Here is a 16,769-nt window from a genome sequence, read left to right on the forward strand (position 1 = left end):
TCCTTTTGGGATGAGGAAACCATAGTTATACAGATCGGTATAAAGGACCTGCTTCCTTAATATCGTTACTTGCTAACTTAAATTTCTTAAAGTTTTCATGAAATTTCATTGCAAGTGCTTTTGCTTCCATGTCATACGCTGCTTTATCTTCCCAGGTCTTCTTTGGTACAAGTACTTCATCGGGTACTCCAGGTACATGCATTGGAATCTTAAGTCCAAAAACATCATCGTGGGTTGTTTCAACTGTATTGAGTTCACCTTCCAACGCAGCGTGTATCATTGCCCTTGTGTATGATAGTTTCATGCGTTTTCCAATTCCATAGGAACCACCAGTCCAACCGGTGTTAACCAAAAATACACTAGAGTTATACTGGTCTATTTTATCGCCAAGCATTTTTGCATATGTTGATGGCGCTAATGGGAGAAACGGTGAGCCAAAACAAGCTGAGAAAGTTGCTTGTGGCTCTGTTACGCCACGTTCTGTTCCAGCCAGTTTGCTCGTATATCCACTTAAAAAGTGATACATCGCCTGTTCTTTTGTTAATTTGCTTATTGGCGGTAATGTCCCAGATGCATCAGCTGTTAGAAAAATTATTGAGTTAGGGTGACCAGCAATACTTGGTGAAGTAATATTATCAATATTTTCAAGCGGATATGCTGCCCTTGTGTTTTCAGTTAATGATGTGTCATCATAATCAGGTAAGCGTGACTCATCTTCAAGAATTACATTTTCAAGTACTGAACCAAAACGGATGGCATTGTAAATTTGTGGTTCTTTATCCTGTGACAGATTGATACATTTTGCGTAACAGCCACCTTCAATGTTAAATACACCATTTGGGCTCCATCCATGTTCATCATCGCCAATTAAACGGCGGTATGGATCAGCAGATAATGTTGTTTTACCTGTCCCGGATAGACCGAAAAACAATGCAACATCACCTTCCTGGCCAACATTCGCTGAACAATGCATGGATAAAATGTCACGTTGTGGTAATAGGTAATTCATTATCGAGAAAATGGATTTCTTGATTTCCCCAGCATACTCGGTACCACCAATTAAAATAATTCGTTTTTTAAACGATATCAGTATAAACGTTTCGGAATTTGTCCCATCCACCTCTGGATCTGCTTTGTATGTAGGAGCAGACACAACAGTGAATTCGGATTGATGGGTCTTTAATTCCTCATCTGTCGGTGTAATAAATAATTGGCGAGCGAATAAATTATGCCATGCATATTCGTTTATAACTTCAATAGGCAGGCGGTATTTTTCATCAGCACCAGCATATCCCTTAAATTGAAATAGCTCTTCCTTGTTCTTTAAATAGGTGATAACTTTCTCATAAAGTCTTTCGAATGACTCTTCATCTATTGCTTGATTCACCAGACCCCAATCGATAAATTCTTCACAAATATCGTCACGTACAATGAATTTGTCTTTGGGAGAACGGCCAGTATATTCACCAGTAGTTGCACAAACCGCTCCTGTTGCGGTTAGAGTACCTTCTTTACGCGATAAAATTTTTTCAACTAACTTAGGTACAGCAAGGTTTTTTTGTAAATTATTGTGCGAAAGTAAATCTTTTAAAAATAGTGATTGTTCCACCGTTTTCATTTGTAATACCTACCTTTTTGATGGATTTGTATGGAAAGGCGATAACGTTCAATTATCTGATTATCTAAATCTGTTTATTAGTATAACACATTAATTAAAATAGTCCATACTAATAACATGATTATTTATATGAATTTTTAGTGGCCATCGTGTATATAACTAGCAAATAGTTGACATCGCAAGGCTATTTCGATACGATAATTGTCGAACGGACACTCTCTTATTCAGAGTTGGTGGAGGGACAGACCCTGTGAAGCCCGGCAACCGTCACTTTAGTGAAAAGGTGCTAATCTGGTGCAAGGATATATCCTTGAACAATAAGAGCGAAAGGCCACAATTCCTTTCCTCATGATGCAGGAAGGGTTTTTTGTTTTTATAAAACATAATTTAATGATGAACAAATACTGAAAAGTTAGAGTTCCGTACCATAATTTTAGGGAGGATTTAGCCAAATGGCTTCGAATCGTCGATTATTCACATCTGAATCTGTAACCGAAGGGCATCCAGATAAAATTTGTGATCAGATTTCAGATGCAATCTTAGATGAAATATTATCAAGTGACCCTAATGCCAGGGTCGCATGTGAAACAACTGTGACAACAGGATTAGTCTTAGTGTCAGGAGAAATTACTACTTCTACATACGTAGATATTCCTGCTATTGTACGTCAAACAATTAAAGATATTGGGTATACGCGGGCAAAATTTGGCTTTGATGCTGATACATGTGCAGTACTTACTGCAATCGATGAGCAATCTGCGGATATTGCTGGTGGAGTGGACAATGCTTTAGAATCGCGTCAAGGTAAAATGAGTGATGAGGAAATCGCTTCAATTGGAGCAGGTGACCAAGGGCTTATGTTTGGCTTTGCCTGTAATGAAACAGAGGAATTAATGCCTTTAGCAATCTCGCTGGCCCATAAATTAGCAAAGAGATTAGCAGATGCGCGTAAAGAGAATATATTGGATTACCTGCGTCCCGATGGCAAAACACAGGTGACTGTTGAGTATGATGAACATGATAATCCCGTAAAAGTGGATACTATTGTTATTTCAACACAGCATCATCAGGATAAAGCTTCAGAACAAATAGAGAAAGATTTGATCGAACATGTAATTCGCCCCGTTGTACCAGCGAATCTACTGGATGAATCAACAAAGTATTTTATTAACCCGACAGGTCGCTTTGTTATTGGAGGCCCACAAGGGGATGCAGGCTTGACAGGTCGTAAAATAATTGTTGACACATATGGCGGCTATGCGCGCCATGGTGGAGGTGCTTTCAGCGGAAAGGACTCCACGAAGGTAGATCGTTCCGGCGCATATGCAGCTCGTTATGTAGCCAAAAACATTGTAGCAGCGGATCTTGCTAAAACGTGTGAAGTTCAAGTAGCATACGCAATCGGAGTAGCTGAACCGGTTTCCATTGCAATCGATACATTTGGAACTGGTGTTGTGAGTGAAGAAGTATTGGTTACAGCGGTTCGCAAGTTATTTGATTTGCGTCCAGCTGGTATCATTCGAATGCTTGATTTACAGAGACCAATATTTAGAAATACTGCAGCATACGGGCATTTTGGCAGAACAGACATCCTTTTCCCTTGGGAAAAAACAGATAAAGTAGAAGAATTGCAAGCTTTAGTAAAAAAATAATAGATATTATTCAAAAGATATTGCTCATGCAATATCTTTTTTTATATGACGAAAACTTTTATTTGATTTCACTCGTATATATAGTAGGAATGTTTTGAAGGGTGTGTATAAGTCATTGAATGAGAATGAGTCTAAACTTATTAAAAAAATAAAGAAAGGTGATCATGAAGCATTTAAGTGTTTATATGAAAAACACGCGGACTATGCACTTCGAACCGCCTACTCGATTACGAAAAACAGAAGCGATGCATCAGACATTGTTCAAGAGACATTTATTAAAATTTACCGTAATATTGAATCTTTTGATATGAAGAGACCATTTAAACCGTGGTTTTATCAAATATTAATAAATGAAAGCAGGAGTTATTTATCAAAAAGGTCTAAACAAGCAATAAATATTGAATCGGACCGGTTATTGGACCAGTTACACCGTAATGCCAAGCACGAGCTGCAATATGATGAGTTGGAACTGGGGCTCGATGAACTAGATGATAAAGACCGAACTATCCTGACATTAAAGTACTTAAATGGCTTTACCGAAAAAGAAATTGCCAAAATGCTTGGAGCAAATGTAAATACGATTAAGTCAAGGCTATATAAAGGAAGACAACGGTTAAAAGTTGCGATGGGAGGGATGAAGGATGAATGAAAAAGAGCTGGACAAAAAAATAGAAGATGAATTAAAAAAAGATACAAATTCGGCTTCGGAATTAAAGAATGAGACATGGAATAAAATTAATACAGAGCTATTTCAATCACCAGACTCCCATAAAAAGAAAGTGAAAAAGAGAGGCATTATCTCTGGACTAACTGCTGCTGCAATCGTCGCAATTGCTGTTTTCGGCATGACAGATCCAGGTCAGGCCATGATACAAAGTCTGAAGGATATGTTTGTCGAGGAGAAGGAGCAGGAGATTGAAATTGAAGGGCATAAGGAGGATAGCGACGTACAGTTAGAAGCAAATGAAGAGCTCCGTTATGTTATCTATATTGATGATTCACGCTATAGGATGATTGAAGGAGATAGCAGTGACCGCATTGTACCTGAGCAGGAACTGGCAGACAGGTATCCGGAAGTTTCAATGGAAATCATGCGTAAGGAAGCAACCACTGAAGAGATGGTCGAATCCATTAAGAACTCCTTGGCTGACAACAAAATGGAATTGAGACAGGAAGAACAAGTTAATACCCCTATTAATGGTGTCGTGATCAGGGGGATTGGTCCAGGATATACGAATGAGGCTGGCAAAACAGGACAGCAGTGGGACACACCAATTGAAAAATATTATATAACAGAAACAAAAAATAATCAGGTGTTTGTTATTAAGCAAAGTTATTTCTTAGAGGCAGCTGAAGGTCATGGTGCAAGATTTGATTACATGCTGAAAAGCTTTGAGATTGTTGACTAACACCAATTCTGTCTAATAAATTTAGAAATGGAAATGCTTTTAATAACTATAAATAAGAAAAGTAAACACATTTCAAATTCAGCAAAGACTATCATAAGAAATTTTTATAAGAAAGAGGGATAAATAATGTGTGGATTTATCGGTATTCTACGTAATAATCCTGGCAAACCAAACGATGTATATAAAAATATATTTAGAGAACAAAATAATATTATGTCTCATAGAGGTCCTGATGATGAAGGTTATTTTCATGATGACTTCGTTTCTTTTGGTTTTCGAAGGTTAAGTATAATTGATATAGAATACGGGGCACAGCCTTTAAGCTATGATGATGAAAAGATGTGGCTTGTTTTCAATGGTGAGATATACAATTATTTGGAATTAAGAAACGAATTACAGGCTGAAGGATATGAATTCACAACAGAGTCTGATACGGAAGTAATTGCGGCACTATTTTCGAAGCATAAGGAGGATGCATTTCAGTTCCTTAGGGGCATGTTCTCCATATTGATTTGGGACAAAGAGCTAGGAACACTATATGGTGCCAGGGACCCATTTGGTATCAAGCCGCTATTTTACCATGAAATGGGTGAGGGGATCGTATTTGCTTCTGAGAAGAAGAGTATTACATTAATGATGGAAGATGAAAAGGTAAATAGTGAAGCATTACAGCACTATTTAAGTTTCCAGTTCGCACCTGAGCCAATGACAATGACAGTAGGGATTAATAAAGTTGAACCTGGTCATTACTTTATTAAAAAACCTAATGATCCAATAGCTTTCAAACAATATTGGTCTGCTACATTTAATCCTATACTAATGGAGAAAGAGGATTGGATTAAACGAATTCAGGATGTCATGTATGACTCTGTCAGTAAGCATATGCGAAGTGATGTGCCAGTAGGATCCTTTTTATCTGGTGGTATCGATTCAACGATAATCGTAGCAATGGCAAAACGAATTAATCCAAACATCAAGACGTTTTCTGTCGGTTTTGAACGTGAAGGTTATTCTGAAATTGATGTTGCTAAAGAAACAGCTGACAAACTAGACGTTGAAAATATATCTTATATTATTTCACCAGAAGAGTATGTTGAAAAACTTCCAAAAATCATGTGGCATATGGATGATCCATTAGCAGATCCATCATGTGTACCGTTGTATTTCTTAGCTCGTGAAGCAAGCAAACATGTTACAGTTACATTATCAGGAGAAGGTGCTGATGAATTATTTGGCGGATACAATATTTATCGTGAGCCTGAATCATTAAAAATGTTCAATTCCATACCAACACCGGCCAAAAGTCTATTGGCAAGAGTAGCGGATGTATTGCCTGAGGGTGTACGTGGAAAAAGCTTTCTGGAACGTGGAACAACACCACTATGCGAACGGTATATTGGAAATGCGAAAATGTTTGAGGATAAAGAAAAATACCAGATTCTAAAAGTGTATAACGAAAATACATCTTATCAAAAGATTACAGAAAAGCTATATGACCGTGTGCGCGATTTTCCACTTGTGGACCAAATGCAATATGTTGATATTCATACGTGGATGCGTGGTGATATATTATTAAAAGCAGATAAAATGACGATGGCAAATTCTCTGGAGCTTCGTGTACCATTCTTGGATAAGGAAGTTTACCGGGTCGCAAGTGAAATACCTGTGGCTATGAAGATTGCAAACGGAACAACGAAGAACATTTTACGTGAAGCTTTCCGCGGAATTATTCCTGACCATGTTATAGATCGTAAAAAGCTTGGTTTCCCAGTTCCTATTCGGCATTGGCTAAAAAACGAGCTTAATGGTTGGGCCAGAAAGTTAATACAGGAGAGTCAAACTGATCATTTGTTGTATAAGTCCTATATACTTAACTTGCTTGAAGCTCATTGTCAGGGGAAAGGTGATTACAGTCGAAAAATATGGACAGTACTAATGTTCATGCTTTGGCATCAAATTACTGTAGAAAATAAATTTGACATTAATGAGTTAAGTAAACCCGATGAAGCTATTGAATTACTTTCAAAAACAAAATCGCTAGGCTAAAAAGGGAAGCAGGCGTCTGGTTTAGTAAACCGTTATCGCCTGTTTCCCCATTTGTTTCCACGCAGCTTTAAATTCTTCTATTGGAGCTTTTTCGGTTCTATTTAATGGATCATTAAAATAAATAAATTCTTGGTCATATCCTGTAATTAAAACAGAATGTTCCTTCATGGTGATATCAATAGGCCCGTCTTTTGTTTGCCAAGTTGTGAATTGGCTTTTGGGAAGCTTTTTATAAGAAGTATTAATAATAACCCAAACTGGCCTGTTTTGGTTTAGCTGGTTTATAATTATTGAGAAGTCTTTACCGGTGAAATCATAAACACGCTCAGCGCCAATATATTGCGCGGCTAAGTTGGCAATAGGTCCATGATATACCCCAAACCCAGGCTTAATAAATGAATACATATCTCCAACAAAGCCATTATTGGGATTTCCAAAATAGACTCCTTTATTAGTTAGTTTATATCGCGTTTTATCTTTTTTGACCTGTTTTGCTAGTTCAAGCTTACTTACGCTAACATCGCTATATTGCAGAAGCATAGCAAGACTTGTAACTTCACAGCCACGGGGAAGCTCTGGTAATTGCTTTAGATGTGGTGCCTTAAGATGAGCACTCCTGTTAACGCTGAACTGAGATAGTAAAGGATCAGAAGGCCGGGATATTTTTGCGGCAGGTTGATTGATTACCACATTGGCTGCTGTTAACAAAACCATCTTATTTTCATTTATATACACTGTACCAATGGATATAGCTGTTATAGTAAAAACGATTCCATATAGTTTGAATGATTTTTTTACCCATTTTATCGTAATTTTATTACTTAAAAGGATAAAAATAAGTGCTATGGTACAGGAAAGAATTAATAAAATGAGGTGCATTTTTTACACACTCCAATAGAACACAAAATAATATATACTTTATATTATATCGGCTGATTGTTGTTAAATGTAAAGATATCAGAAGTCCAAATTAAGGTCAGTATTTTCTTTGTAGTATTGCCCTTTTTCAACATATGACGTTCGTACACGTTCCATTTCATCATAGTCCTCGTCCGTAAGTGTGCGAACAACTTTAGCTGGTCTTCCTAAAGCCAATGAATGGGGCGGAATTTTTTTACCCGGTGGTACGAGACTTCCAGCACCGATAAAAGCGTGTTCGCCTATTTCTGCACCATCAAGTATCACGGATCCCATTCCAATAAGTGAATTGCTACGGATCTTACAAGCATGAAGTGTTACCTGATGACCAACTGTTACATCATCTTCAACTGTAACAGGCATGTTAGGACTTTGATGAATCAAAGAAAGATCCTGAATGCTAACTCGTTTGCCGATACGTGTAGGGGCAACATCTCCGCGAATAACAGTGTTGAACCACACATTTGATTGCTCACCAATAATTACGTCACCTATGACAGTAGCATTATTTGCAATAAAAACGGAGTCATGAATGTCAGGTTTAGAATTTTTATAAGAATGAATCATTTGAATCCCCCTAAAGTTTATGGTGATATAAGTAGTATAGCAAAATTTTTATACAATTATCGAATGTTTGTCTTGGGAACGGAGGAACTTAGTTGGGGTACAAAATACCAAAAACACCATTAACTTTAATGGCAATGGTCTATCGAAAGATCTTCCCAGCAGTAAATGCGGAGTTAGTTTTTTGGCAAGAAAGAGCAAATCAAATTCCGAATCAAGAGTTACGAACACAGGCGCTTGCAAGTATTCAATCAAAACGTTTCCATTGTTTGGGCGGAGCTGTCTATGCATTGTTAGCCGGGTATAAATGGAAAGATGCTATAGGGTTTATTGTTGCTTATCAAACGATTAGTGATTATTTGGACAATCTGTGTGATCGAAGTACCTCGATGGACCCTGATGACTTTCGTTTGCTGCACCAGGCCATGATTGATGCTTTAAGTCCTGGGAATTCGATAAAAAATTATTACGAACTTCGCACAGACCAAGTTGACGGGGAATACTTAGCCGATCTAGTACGAACCTGTCAAAAGATTTTTCGGAATCTGGATGAATATGAGGTTATTGGTGAGTATATTTTGAAACTGGAACAACTATATGGTGACCTTCAGGTACATAAACACGTTAAGGAAGATGAGCGGATTTCCCGGTTGAAGAATTGGTATGAAGCAAATAGGGGAAATTCGCTAAGCTGGTATGAATTTTCTGCATCAGCAGGATCTACTTTAGGCATTTTCTGTCTCGTAAGCTATACGTTAGGTGGGAAGATGACCAATGAACTTGCAGACAATATTTATAATAGTTACTTCCCGTATGTCCAAGGTTTACATATTTTGTTGGATTATTACATTGACCAAGAGGAAGATAAGCTTGAAGGGGATCTGAATTTCTGCAGTTACTATGACAATCATGAACAAATGAAGAAACGTTTTATCTATTTTATAGAACAGGCCGATAGACACGTCCAGTCTCTTCCGGATTCGAGTTTTCATGAGATGGTTCATCAGGGTCTAGTTGGTTTGTATTTAGGTGATCCTAAGGTAAGACAGCTTGAAGATGGAATGCAAATGACTGAGGATCTGTTGCATATAAGTGGTAGAAGTGCTCGTTTTTTTCATTGGAATACAAAATTATATTATAAATTTAGAAACCCCCGGGATTAATCTCCCGGGGGTTATTTTAAGGGGGCAAACAACCAAATAACCTCTTTGGCGGACACCAGGGACGTTATTCTGTTAAAAGCAAACAATATTAAGGTGTGAACGGATATCAGAGACGTTATTTCGCAAAATACCCCTGTTTTACTTTGATATATGTGAAAAAAGGGATTACATGTCCTCCTGGCAAGCCCCGCATTTTAATCCATTTTTATGGAGTCATGCAGTTATCTTCCCCAAAAGAATCAGATGTTAATTTCTCTTTTGAATCGCCAGGATAAATGGGGGGTCATTTTTTTGGTTAATAAAACCATAGTAAAGCACATGGAACAATTTTTGATCAAGCAAGTGCATGTATCTTACCAATTGTTCTTTTTCTGTTTCTCCACCTTCATGTCCGTGGTAAACAACGAGTACAACAATCCCGTTCTGCTTCATATGGGATAGTATACCTTCAACAGCTAATATAGTTGATTCACTTCTGGTGATGACTGATTTGTCACTCCCAGGCAAGTAGCCAAGGTTAAAAATAGCTCCACCAAGTCTGGTTAGCTTATCAACCGGCATATGATGGATAAAATTGCTGTGACTATCTTTTATTATGGTCGCATTATTAGATTTATTTAGTGCGAGTCTATTTTTAGTATTTGTAATTGCTTGATCCTGAATATCAAATCCGAATACATGACCATTTTCTCCAACTAGTTTAGTCAGGAAAAGGGTGTCGTGACCATTACCGCAAGTGGCATCAATAACTGTATCGCCTTTATCTACGGATTCCTCTAGAAGATGATGTGTGAAATTTAATATACCTTTTAGCATTTTAGATAGATAGCTCCTTAGTAATTCGATGATGTAATTAGTTTAGCATAGCACGAAATGGAGGGGGAAGTAAGTTGATTTTTAAATTGTAATAGTGTACTATCCAACTATAACACTAATACGATTGGAGGTTATATTTATGGACAGCAGTGCCTTTAGAGGCTTGTATATTAAAGAATGGAAAATGATGAAAGGGTTCTATATTGGTCAGTTTATTGTGGCTTTAATTTTCGTGATAGCAGCTGATGCTATGAGTGGTGCTTCTATTTTTGAATCGCTTGTAGGATTACTGACGTTTGGTTTTATTATTTTACCTGGCGCAGTATTATTCAGCTTGAATACAGAGTCGAATCAATTAGAAATATTTTTACATAATCCACAATCAATTCATAAAATGCTCTTCGTCAAATTTTTAAATGGGTTGTTTTTTTCATTGAGTTTTTTAATAATATTAGCTGTAGTTGCGGTTTGCTTTGAAATGATTTGGGGTGCATCCATTCAAAGTGGTTTAGACTCTTTCTCATTATTAATTTTTCTAATTGTTCACATGATGGTTGTTTCTGTTTACCCAACAGTGATACTTGTCTTTCTCTGGACGTTGCACCAAATCTGGCGTACCTATATACATGGGTTAAGCATTGTAGCAGTTGTCCTCCTATTGATTGTTGGTATACAGCTGATGAGCCTGTTCCGATCTACTACTTTCTATGAGGTATTAACGAAATGGGGAGTAATTTTTATTCCTGATGAACGGTCAGGTGATTATTTATCAATATCTTTTGGGCTTGGTGAAATTAGCGGAGGTGTAGATGCTAGAATCTTTTTTGGGTCATATGTATTTTACGGTTTATTAGTCCTGTTATTATATGGGGTCTCTGCATATTTGCTTGACCGTAAAGTGGAGGTATAGATATGGGGATTGATTTTGATGGGAACAAACCAATATATCAACAACTAATTAACCGAATTTCCAGTGAAATTATTCGCGGACACAGAGCAGTTGGCGGAAAACTTCCTTCAGTTCGAGAGTATGCTTTGGAAGCGGGAGTTAATGCCAATACGGTGCAACGGGTATATCGTGAACTGGAAAATATGGAAATCGTCGAGACAAAACGAGGTCAAGGGACATTTGTGACATGTAACCTAAATAGATTAAGCGATTTACGTGAAGGAATGAAGTTAGAATTTATTCAGCAGTTCATCCGTGACATGAATGATATGGGATACAGTACAGAAGAAATGATAGAGGGGATAAAATCCGAAGGGCGGGGAAGTAAATGATGCAATTGGACCAAGTGACAAAGAAATATCTTGTCCGTAAGGCGGTAAACCGGTGTACTTTAACAATTGAGCCAGGCAGAATAATTGGACTTATTGGTGAAAACGGGAGTGGTAAGACAACAATACTAAAGTTGCTTGCTGGGTTACTTCGACCAACAAAGGGAAAAGTCCTAATTGATTCCAAAAAAGTTAACAGAAGTATTAGTGAAAAGTTAGCATATTTAACTGATATGGATTACTTTTATCCATATTTTACGATAGTGGAGCTGATTGATTTTTATCACAGTCAATTTAAAGACTTTGACAAAAACAGAGCTTTAGAGATTGCTGACTTTATGAAATTGAACATAAAGCAGAAAACAAAACATTTATCAAAAGGCAATTTAAGCAGAGTAAAGATTGCCGTTACTCTTTCACGGAAGGCCTCATATATTGTGTTAGATGAACCATTTTCAGGGCTTGATCCAATGGTTAGAAAATCAATTATTAAAGGTATAATCAATTTTGTTGACCTACAGAAACAGACACTTATCGTGACTACGCATGAAGTATCAGAAGTGGAACCTATTCTTGATGAAGTAGTCCTTTTAAAGGAAGGCATGATTATAGCACATAAATCAATTGATGAGATTCGGGAGGAATATGGGATGGATGTCGTCGATTGGATGGAGCGTGTTCATGAGTCAACGGAAGTATATGTGTAAGTGCTTGACAAACCGGTTTCCTTTCATTAGAATTCGATATAAATAAGCAAACGACGATGAGAAGGATTATTAATAAATTCATTCAGGTATAGCGAGGCAGTGGCTGGTGTAAACTGCTCCTGAAGATTTATGAACTCACCTTTATTAAGTTGCAGAAATGAACGGAAGTAGTTTCTGTCGTAAATCTGCGTTAAGGATACAAGTGAACGCAGCAGTTTTGCGTTAATTTGGGTGGTACCGCGGGAGTAATAGCTTCTCGTCCCTTTAGATTGGGATGAGTAGCTTTTTTTATTCGTTTTGTTAAAGGAAAAAGGAGGAAATAACAGTGAGTTTCAATCATCAGGAAATTGAAAAGAAGTGGCAGAATTATTGGGAAGAGAACAAAACATTTCAAACAAATACTTATTCAAATAAAGAGAAGGTATATGCGTTAGACATGTTCCCGTATCCATCAGGAGCAGGTTTGCATGTCGGACATCCAGAAGGGTATACAGCGACAGACATCTTCTCGCGGATGAAGCGATTACAGGGGTATGAAGTACTTCATCCGATGGGCTGGGATGCATTTGGTCTTCCTGCAGAACAATATGCACTTGATACAGGTAACAGCCCAGCAGAATTCACAGCACAAAACATCGCAACTTTTAAACGGCAGATCCAGGAGCTTGGATTTTCATATGATTGGGACCGTGAAATAAATACGACAGATCCTAATTACTATAAATGGACACAATGGATTTTTACAAAACTGTATGAACATGGGCTTGCTTATATGGATGAAGTGGCTGTTAACTGGTGCCCAGCCCTAGGGACAGTTCTAGCCAATGAGGAAGTAATTGATGGAAAAAGCGAACGCGGGGGACACCCGGTCGTTCGGAAACCAATGAAGCAGTGGATGCTTAAAATCACCGCCTATGCTGATCGTCTACTGGAAGATTTAGATGAAGTGGATTGGCCGGAAAGTATTAAAGATATGCAACGAAACTGGATTGGCCGATCAGAAGGTGCAGAAGTGACATTTGGGATTGATGGGTATGATAAAGAATTCACAGCGTTTACTACACGACCAGACACGTTATTTGGCGCAACGTACGCCGTGTTGGCACCAGAACACCCACTGGTAGAAACGATTGTATCGGCAGAACAAAAAGATGCAGTTGATATTTATATGAAGGAAATCCAAACAAAATCCGATTTGGAACGTACTGATTTGGCTAAAGATAAAACAGGCGTATTTACAGGTGCATATGCAATTAACCCGGCAAATAATAAAAAAATGCCAATCTGGGTTGCGGACTATGTGTTGATGTCTTATGGAACTGGTGCCATTATGGCAGTTCCAGCACACGACGAACGAGATTATGAATTTGCAACGAAATTTGAGCTGCCAATTGTTGAAGTAGTTGCAGGTGGGGACGTCACCAAGGAAGCTTATGTTGGTGATGGAGCACATGTCAATTCTGATTTACTGAATGGAATGGATAAGGATGAAGCGATCAGTACCATGATCGAATGGCTTGAAGACAACGATAAAGGTGAGAAAAAAGTAACCTATCGCCTTCGTGACTGGCTATTTGCCAGACAGCGTTACTGGGGAGAGCCAATTCCAATTATACATTGGGAAGACGGTACAATGACGGCTGTTCCTGATGAGGATTTGCCAGTTGAGCTGCCGAAAATGAAAGAATTCAAACCTTCGGGAACAGGTGAATCCCCATTGGCTAATAGTAGTGATTGGATTAATGTTGTCGATCCAAATACAGGTATGAAGGGTCGTCGTGAGACAAACACAATGCCGCAATGGGCGGGTAGCTGCTGGTACTTCTTGCGGTTTATTGATCCGAACAACCCGGACAAACTTGCTGATTCAGATGCATTAAAAGAATGGTTGCCAATTGATATCTATATTGGAGGAGCCGAGCATGCTGTACTTCACCTGTTATACGCACGTTTCTGGCATAAATTTTTATATGACATTGGAGTTGTTCCAACGAAAGAACCGTTTATGAAGTTATATAACCAAGGTATGATTCTCGGGGAAGGCAATGAGAAAATGAGTAAATCCAAGGGTAATGTTGTTAACCCTGATGATATTATTGCTTCACACGGAGCAGATACACTACGTTTATACGAAATGTTTATGGGACCATTGGATGCCGCGGTTGCATGGTCAACAAATGGTCTGGATGGTTCACGTCGTTTTCTTGACCGTGTTTGGCGCTTGATAGTAAATGAAGATGGAAGTCTTTCTGAGAAGATCAGTAACAGCAGCGAAAATTCTTCGTTGGAGAAGGTCTATCATGAAACGGTTAAAAAAGTAACGGAGGATTTTGAGAACCTGCATTTTAATACTGGCATTTCACAAATGATGGTGTTTATAAATGAATCCTACAAGGCAGATAGTCTTCCAAAACATTTTGTCGAAGGTTTTGTCAAATTGATTTCTCCAGTTGCTCCACATCTATCTGAAGAATTGTGGAGCCGCCTGGGACATACTGAAACAATAACTTATGAGAATTGGCCTGCCTATGATGAATCTAAGCTGGTAGAAGAAGAGACAGAAGTCGTTATTCAAGTTATGGGCAAAGTTCGAGCTAAAATTCAAGTAGCAAAAGATATCTCAAAAGATGAACTTGAAAAACAGGCATTGGAACATGATAAGATACAGGATTGGCTTGAAGGGAAAACAATTCGTAAAGTTATTGTAGTACCTGGTAAGCTGGTTAATATTGTAGCCAATTAGAATTAAAGGATCTCTTCTACTTATATAGAAGAGATCCTGGTTTTTAATTAGATGGTACCCATTCTGTTTGTAAAACTATCCATTTCCCATTTTCGTAATACCAAATCGTTTCAACAGTTCCTAATTGATCTGCATGGTAGGCGCCGCTTATTTGCTGATAACTCTTTAACCCGTATCCTTTTCGCTTGCTGATTATCACGGGGTCAAAGAAAGCTATTGGATCAACCATTGCTGATGATTTTTCTTCTATCAGTTTACCTTCTTTATTATATATTCCCAGCTGGATATATTCTGAAGCTCGATTTTCAACATCAACAATATATGGCTCTTGTTCAGGTGAGATTTGAATTTCTACCTTAAAGTTTTCTTTAAATTCACCTTTCACATAAGGCTGTTCAGGTAGTGGTATTTCTTTCAATTCGTCATTCTTTAATGTGTGTAAATGATAATAGTACAACCCCCCACTTCCGCCAGTTGCACTTTGATAAAAAATATCATTTACCCTGTCGTGATTAAGGTCAATAAATTGTAACTCAGGATCATATCCACCTTCATATGGAATTTTCCATTTTTGTTGATTGGCAGCTGTTATTTCGGTCCAGATATCTCTAAAGTAATCTGTATCATTTGAAAATAAAATTCCTTTTAGTAGTATTGTATCTTTCTGAGAGTCTCCTGTTATTTCTTCTTCATATTTGGCAATTGTTTTGGGCGTCGGTGCGTTGTTTTGCTGATCCGCTGCGTTTGTATTTATTGGTACAAGCAAAAAAAGCAACCCAACTGCTGTGATGAAATGTTTGATATAAATCACCTCACTGATGTTTAGTTGATTTATTTTGTGTTAGATAGTTGCAACCTATTCATACGTGGAGTTAAGATGAATAATATACTGATAAAAAGGATGGTTTTAAATGGATCATATTAATGAAGTAACCCCAAAGGAAGTGGAAAATTTAATTGAAAAGGACAATGATACAGTCGTTTTGGATGTACGGGAGGATGAAGAAGTAGCACAAGGAAAGATACCAAATGCCAAGCATATTCCACTTGAAAAAATTCCGCATTCTATGAACGATTTAGACAAAGGTAAAGATTATGTATTAGTATGCCGTTCAGGTAATAGAAGTATGACCGCGGCTTCATTCATGGATGAACATGGATTCAAAGTATCAAATATGGCTGGTGGAATGATGAATTGGAATGGTGAAGTTATAGTCTAGTTCGTGTTTCAACTTAATGGATGATATTTCCATGTTGTTTTCGGAAATTAATTATAATACACCGTTGACTTTTTTGTTTAGCGGTAGTAATATTGATTCTGCTGTCAAAAAAACAGCAAGCAAAATGTTGATTTTTGTTGGCAGTTAAGAATGTACAAACCCTTTCTTACTGCATAAGTGCAATTGAGGCTTTTGCCATTCATGCTATGTGATAAGCTAAGTTTTAAATATTGACAATAATCGTCAACAATGATATAATTTTTATGCTGTCGAAATAAATAATATAATAGTGTAATTTGCTCCTTGAAAACTGAACAAAACAACCAGTATGTCAAGAAAACAGGATAAAAGTTAAACTTTTAAACCCTGATTTCAATTTTTAAAGCTAAGACAATAGATGATTGATTGGTGTCAATCATATTCAAACTAACTTTTATGGAGAGTTTGATCTTGGCTCAGGACGAACGCTGGCGGCGTGCCTAATACATGCAAGTCGAGCGCGGGAAGCAGACGGATCCCTTCGGGGTGAAGTTTGTGGAACGAGCGGCGGACGGGTGAGTAACACGTGGGCAACCTACCTGTAAGACTGGGATAACCCCGGGAAACCGGGGCTAATACCGGATAACATTTTTCAG

The 16,769-nt window shown here is 37.8% G+C and carries 15 protein-coding genes, 1 rRNA gene, 1 riboswitch and 1 other annotated feature; of the genes, 11 read left to right on the forward strand and 5 right to left on the reverse strand.

Features of this window, described 5'->3' with window-relative positions:
* Nucleotides 1-25: 25 nt before the first annotated feature.
* Nucleotides 26-1,618 (reverse strand): phosphoenolpyruvate carboxykinase (ATP), encoded by a 1,593-nt coding sequence (gene pckA, locus BMY13_RS06355; protein WP_092503346.1) that lies wholly within the window; start codon nt 1,616-1,618, stop codon nt 26-28.
* Between the two features lie 217 nt (nt 1,619-1,835).
* Nucleotides 1,836-1,942: riboswitch (SAM riboswitch) on the forward strand.
* Between the two features lie 128 nt (nt 1,943-2,070).
* Here pckA and metK point away from each other — a divergent pair.
* The 4 genes from metK (at nt 2,071) to asnB (ending at nt 6,725) form a co-directional block, all read left to right on the forward strand.
* Complete coding sequence (gene metK, locus BMY13_RS06360) at nt 2,071-3,270, forward strand: methionine adenosyltransferase (protein WP_092503348.1); 1,200 nt, start codon at nt 2,071-2,073, stop codon at nt 3,268-3,270.
* A gap of 115 nt (nt 3,271-3,385) precedes the next feature.
* Complete coding sequence (locus tag BMY13_RS06365; protein WP_092503350.1) at nt 3,386-3,919, forward strand: RNA polymerase sigma factor; 534 nt, start codon at nt 3,386-3,388, stop codon at nt 3,917-3,919.
* A complete protein-coding gene (locus tag BMY13_RS06370; protein WP_092503352.1) occupies nt 3,912-4,679 on the forward strand; it encodes a hypothetical protein in 768 nt (255 codons plus the stop codon). The genes BMY13_RS06365 and BMY13_RS06370 overlap by 8 nt, the downstream gene beginning before the upstream one ends.
* Nucleotides 4,680-4,805: 126 nt before the next feature.
* Nucleotides 4,806-6,725, forward strand: a complete 1,920-nt coding sequence (gene asnB, locus BMY13_RS06375; protein WP_092503353.1) for an asparagine synthase (glutamine-hydrolyzing) — start codon at nt 4,806-4,808, stop codon at nt 6,723-6,725.
* 21 nt (nt 6,726-6,746) lie between these two features.
* On the opposite strand, the gene BMY13_RS06380 is transcribed toward asnB, so the two are convergent.
* A complete protein-coding gene (locus tag BMY13_RS06380; protein WP_092503355.1) occupies nt 6,747-7,604 on the reverse strand; it encodes a C39 family peptidase in 858 nt (285 codons plus the stop codon).
* A gap of 78 nt (nt 7,605-7,682) precedes the next feature.
* Nucleotides 7,683-8,210 carry a gamma carbonic anhydrase gene (locus BMY13_RS06385; RefSeq protein WP_092503357.1) on the reverse strand — a complete coding sequence of 176 codons (528 nt, stop codon included), beginning with the start codon at nt 8,208-8,210 and terminating at the stop codon, nt 7,683-7,685.
* Nucleotides 8,211-8,302: 92 nt separating this feature from the next.
* Between BMY13_RS06385 and BMY13_RS06390 the strand changes: the two genes are divergently transcribed.
* On the forward strand, nt 8,303-9,370 hold the full coding sequence (locus BMY13_RS06390) for a tetraprenyl-beta-curcumene synthase family protein (protein ID WP_281243660.1): 1,068 nt from the start codon (nt 8,303-8,305) through the stop codon (nt 9,368-9,370).
* Between the two features lie 246 nt (nt 9,371-9,616).
* Here BMY13_RS06390 and mnmM read toward each other — a convergent pair whose 3' ends face one another.
* A complete protein-coding gene (gene mnmM / locus BMY13_RS06395) occupies nt 9,617-10,186 on the reverse strand; it encodes a tRNA 5-(aminomethyl)-2-thiouridylate-methyltransferase MnmM (protein WP_092503359.1) in 570 nt (189 codons plus the stop codon).
* A 139-nt stretch (nt 10,187-10,325) separates the two neighbouring features.
* Between mnmM and BMY13_RS06400 the strand changes: the two genes are divergently transcribed.
* The 4 genes from BMY13_RS06400 (at nt 10,326) to leuS (ending at nt 14,914) form a co-directional block, all read left to right on the forward strand.
* The gene (locus tag BMY13_RS06400; protein WP_092503361.1) at nt 10,326-11,096 is read left to right on the forward strand and encodes a hypothetical protein; all 771 of its coding nucleotides are present in this window, start codon (nt 10,326-10,328) and stop codon (nt 11,094-11,096) included.
* 2 nt (nt 11,097-11,098) lie between these two features.
* Nucleotides 11,099-11,467, forward strand: a complete 369-nt coding sequence (locus BMY13_RS06405) for a GntR family transcriptional regulator (RefSeq protein ID WP_092503363.1) — start codon at nt 11,099-11,101, stop codon at nt 11,465-11,467.
* A complete protein-coding gene (locus BMY13_RS06410; protein ID WP_092503365.1) occupies nt 11,464-12,171 on the forward strand; it encodes an ABC transporter ATP-binding protein in 708 nt (235 codons plus the stop codon). Before BMY13_RS06405 ends, BMY13_RS06410 begins: the two co-directional genes overlap by 4 nt.
* 47 nt (nt 12,172-12,218) lie before the next feature.
* Nucleotides 12,219-12,438 (forward strand) — a binding site (T-box leader).
* A gap of 58 nt (nt 12,439-12,496) precedes the next feature.
* The gene (leuS, locus tag BMY13_RS06415; protein WP_092503367.1) at nt 12,497-14,914 is read left to right on the forward strand and encodes a leucine--tRNA ligase; all 2,418 of its coding nucleotides are present in this window, start codon (nt 12,497-12,499) and stop codon (nt 14,912-14,914) included.
* Nucleotides 14,915-14,957: 43 nt separating this feature from the next.
* Here the strand turns inward: leuS and BMY13_RS06420 are convergent, their stop codons facing one another.
* Nucleotides 14,958-15,680: a hypothetical protein gene (locus tag BMY13_RS06420; protein ID WP_245736038.1), complete on the reverse strand. Its 723-nt coding sequence runs from the start codon at nt 15,678-15,680 to the stop codon at nt 14,958-14,960.
* Between the two features lie 145 nt (nt 15,681-15,825).
* Here BMY13_RS06420 and BMY13_RS06425 point away from each other — a divergent pair, with 145 nt between their 5' ends.
* Both BMY13_RS06425 and BMY13_RS06430 read left to right on the forward strand, forming a co-directional pair.
* On the forward strand, nt 15,826-16,134 hold the full coding sequence (locus tag BMY13_RS06425; RefSeq protein WP_092492181.1) for a rhodanese-like domain-containing protein: 309 nt from the start codon (nt 15,826-15,828) through the stop codon (nt 16,132-16,134).
* Between the two features lie 432 nt (nt 16,135-16,566).
* Nucleotides 16,567-16,769, forward strand: a 16S ribosomal RNA gene (locus BMY13_RS06430); the annotation flags it as partial.

It is taken from the genome of Virgibacillus subterraneus (assembly GCF_900110695.1).
Taxonomy (GTDB): Bacteria; Bacillota; Bacilli; order Bacillales; family Amphibacillaceae; genus Lentibacillus; species Lentibacillus subterraneus.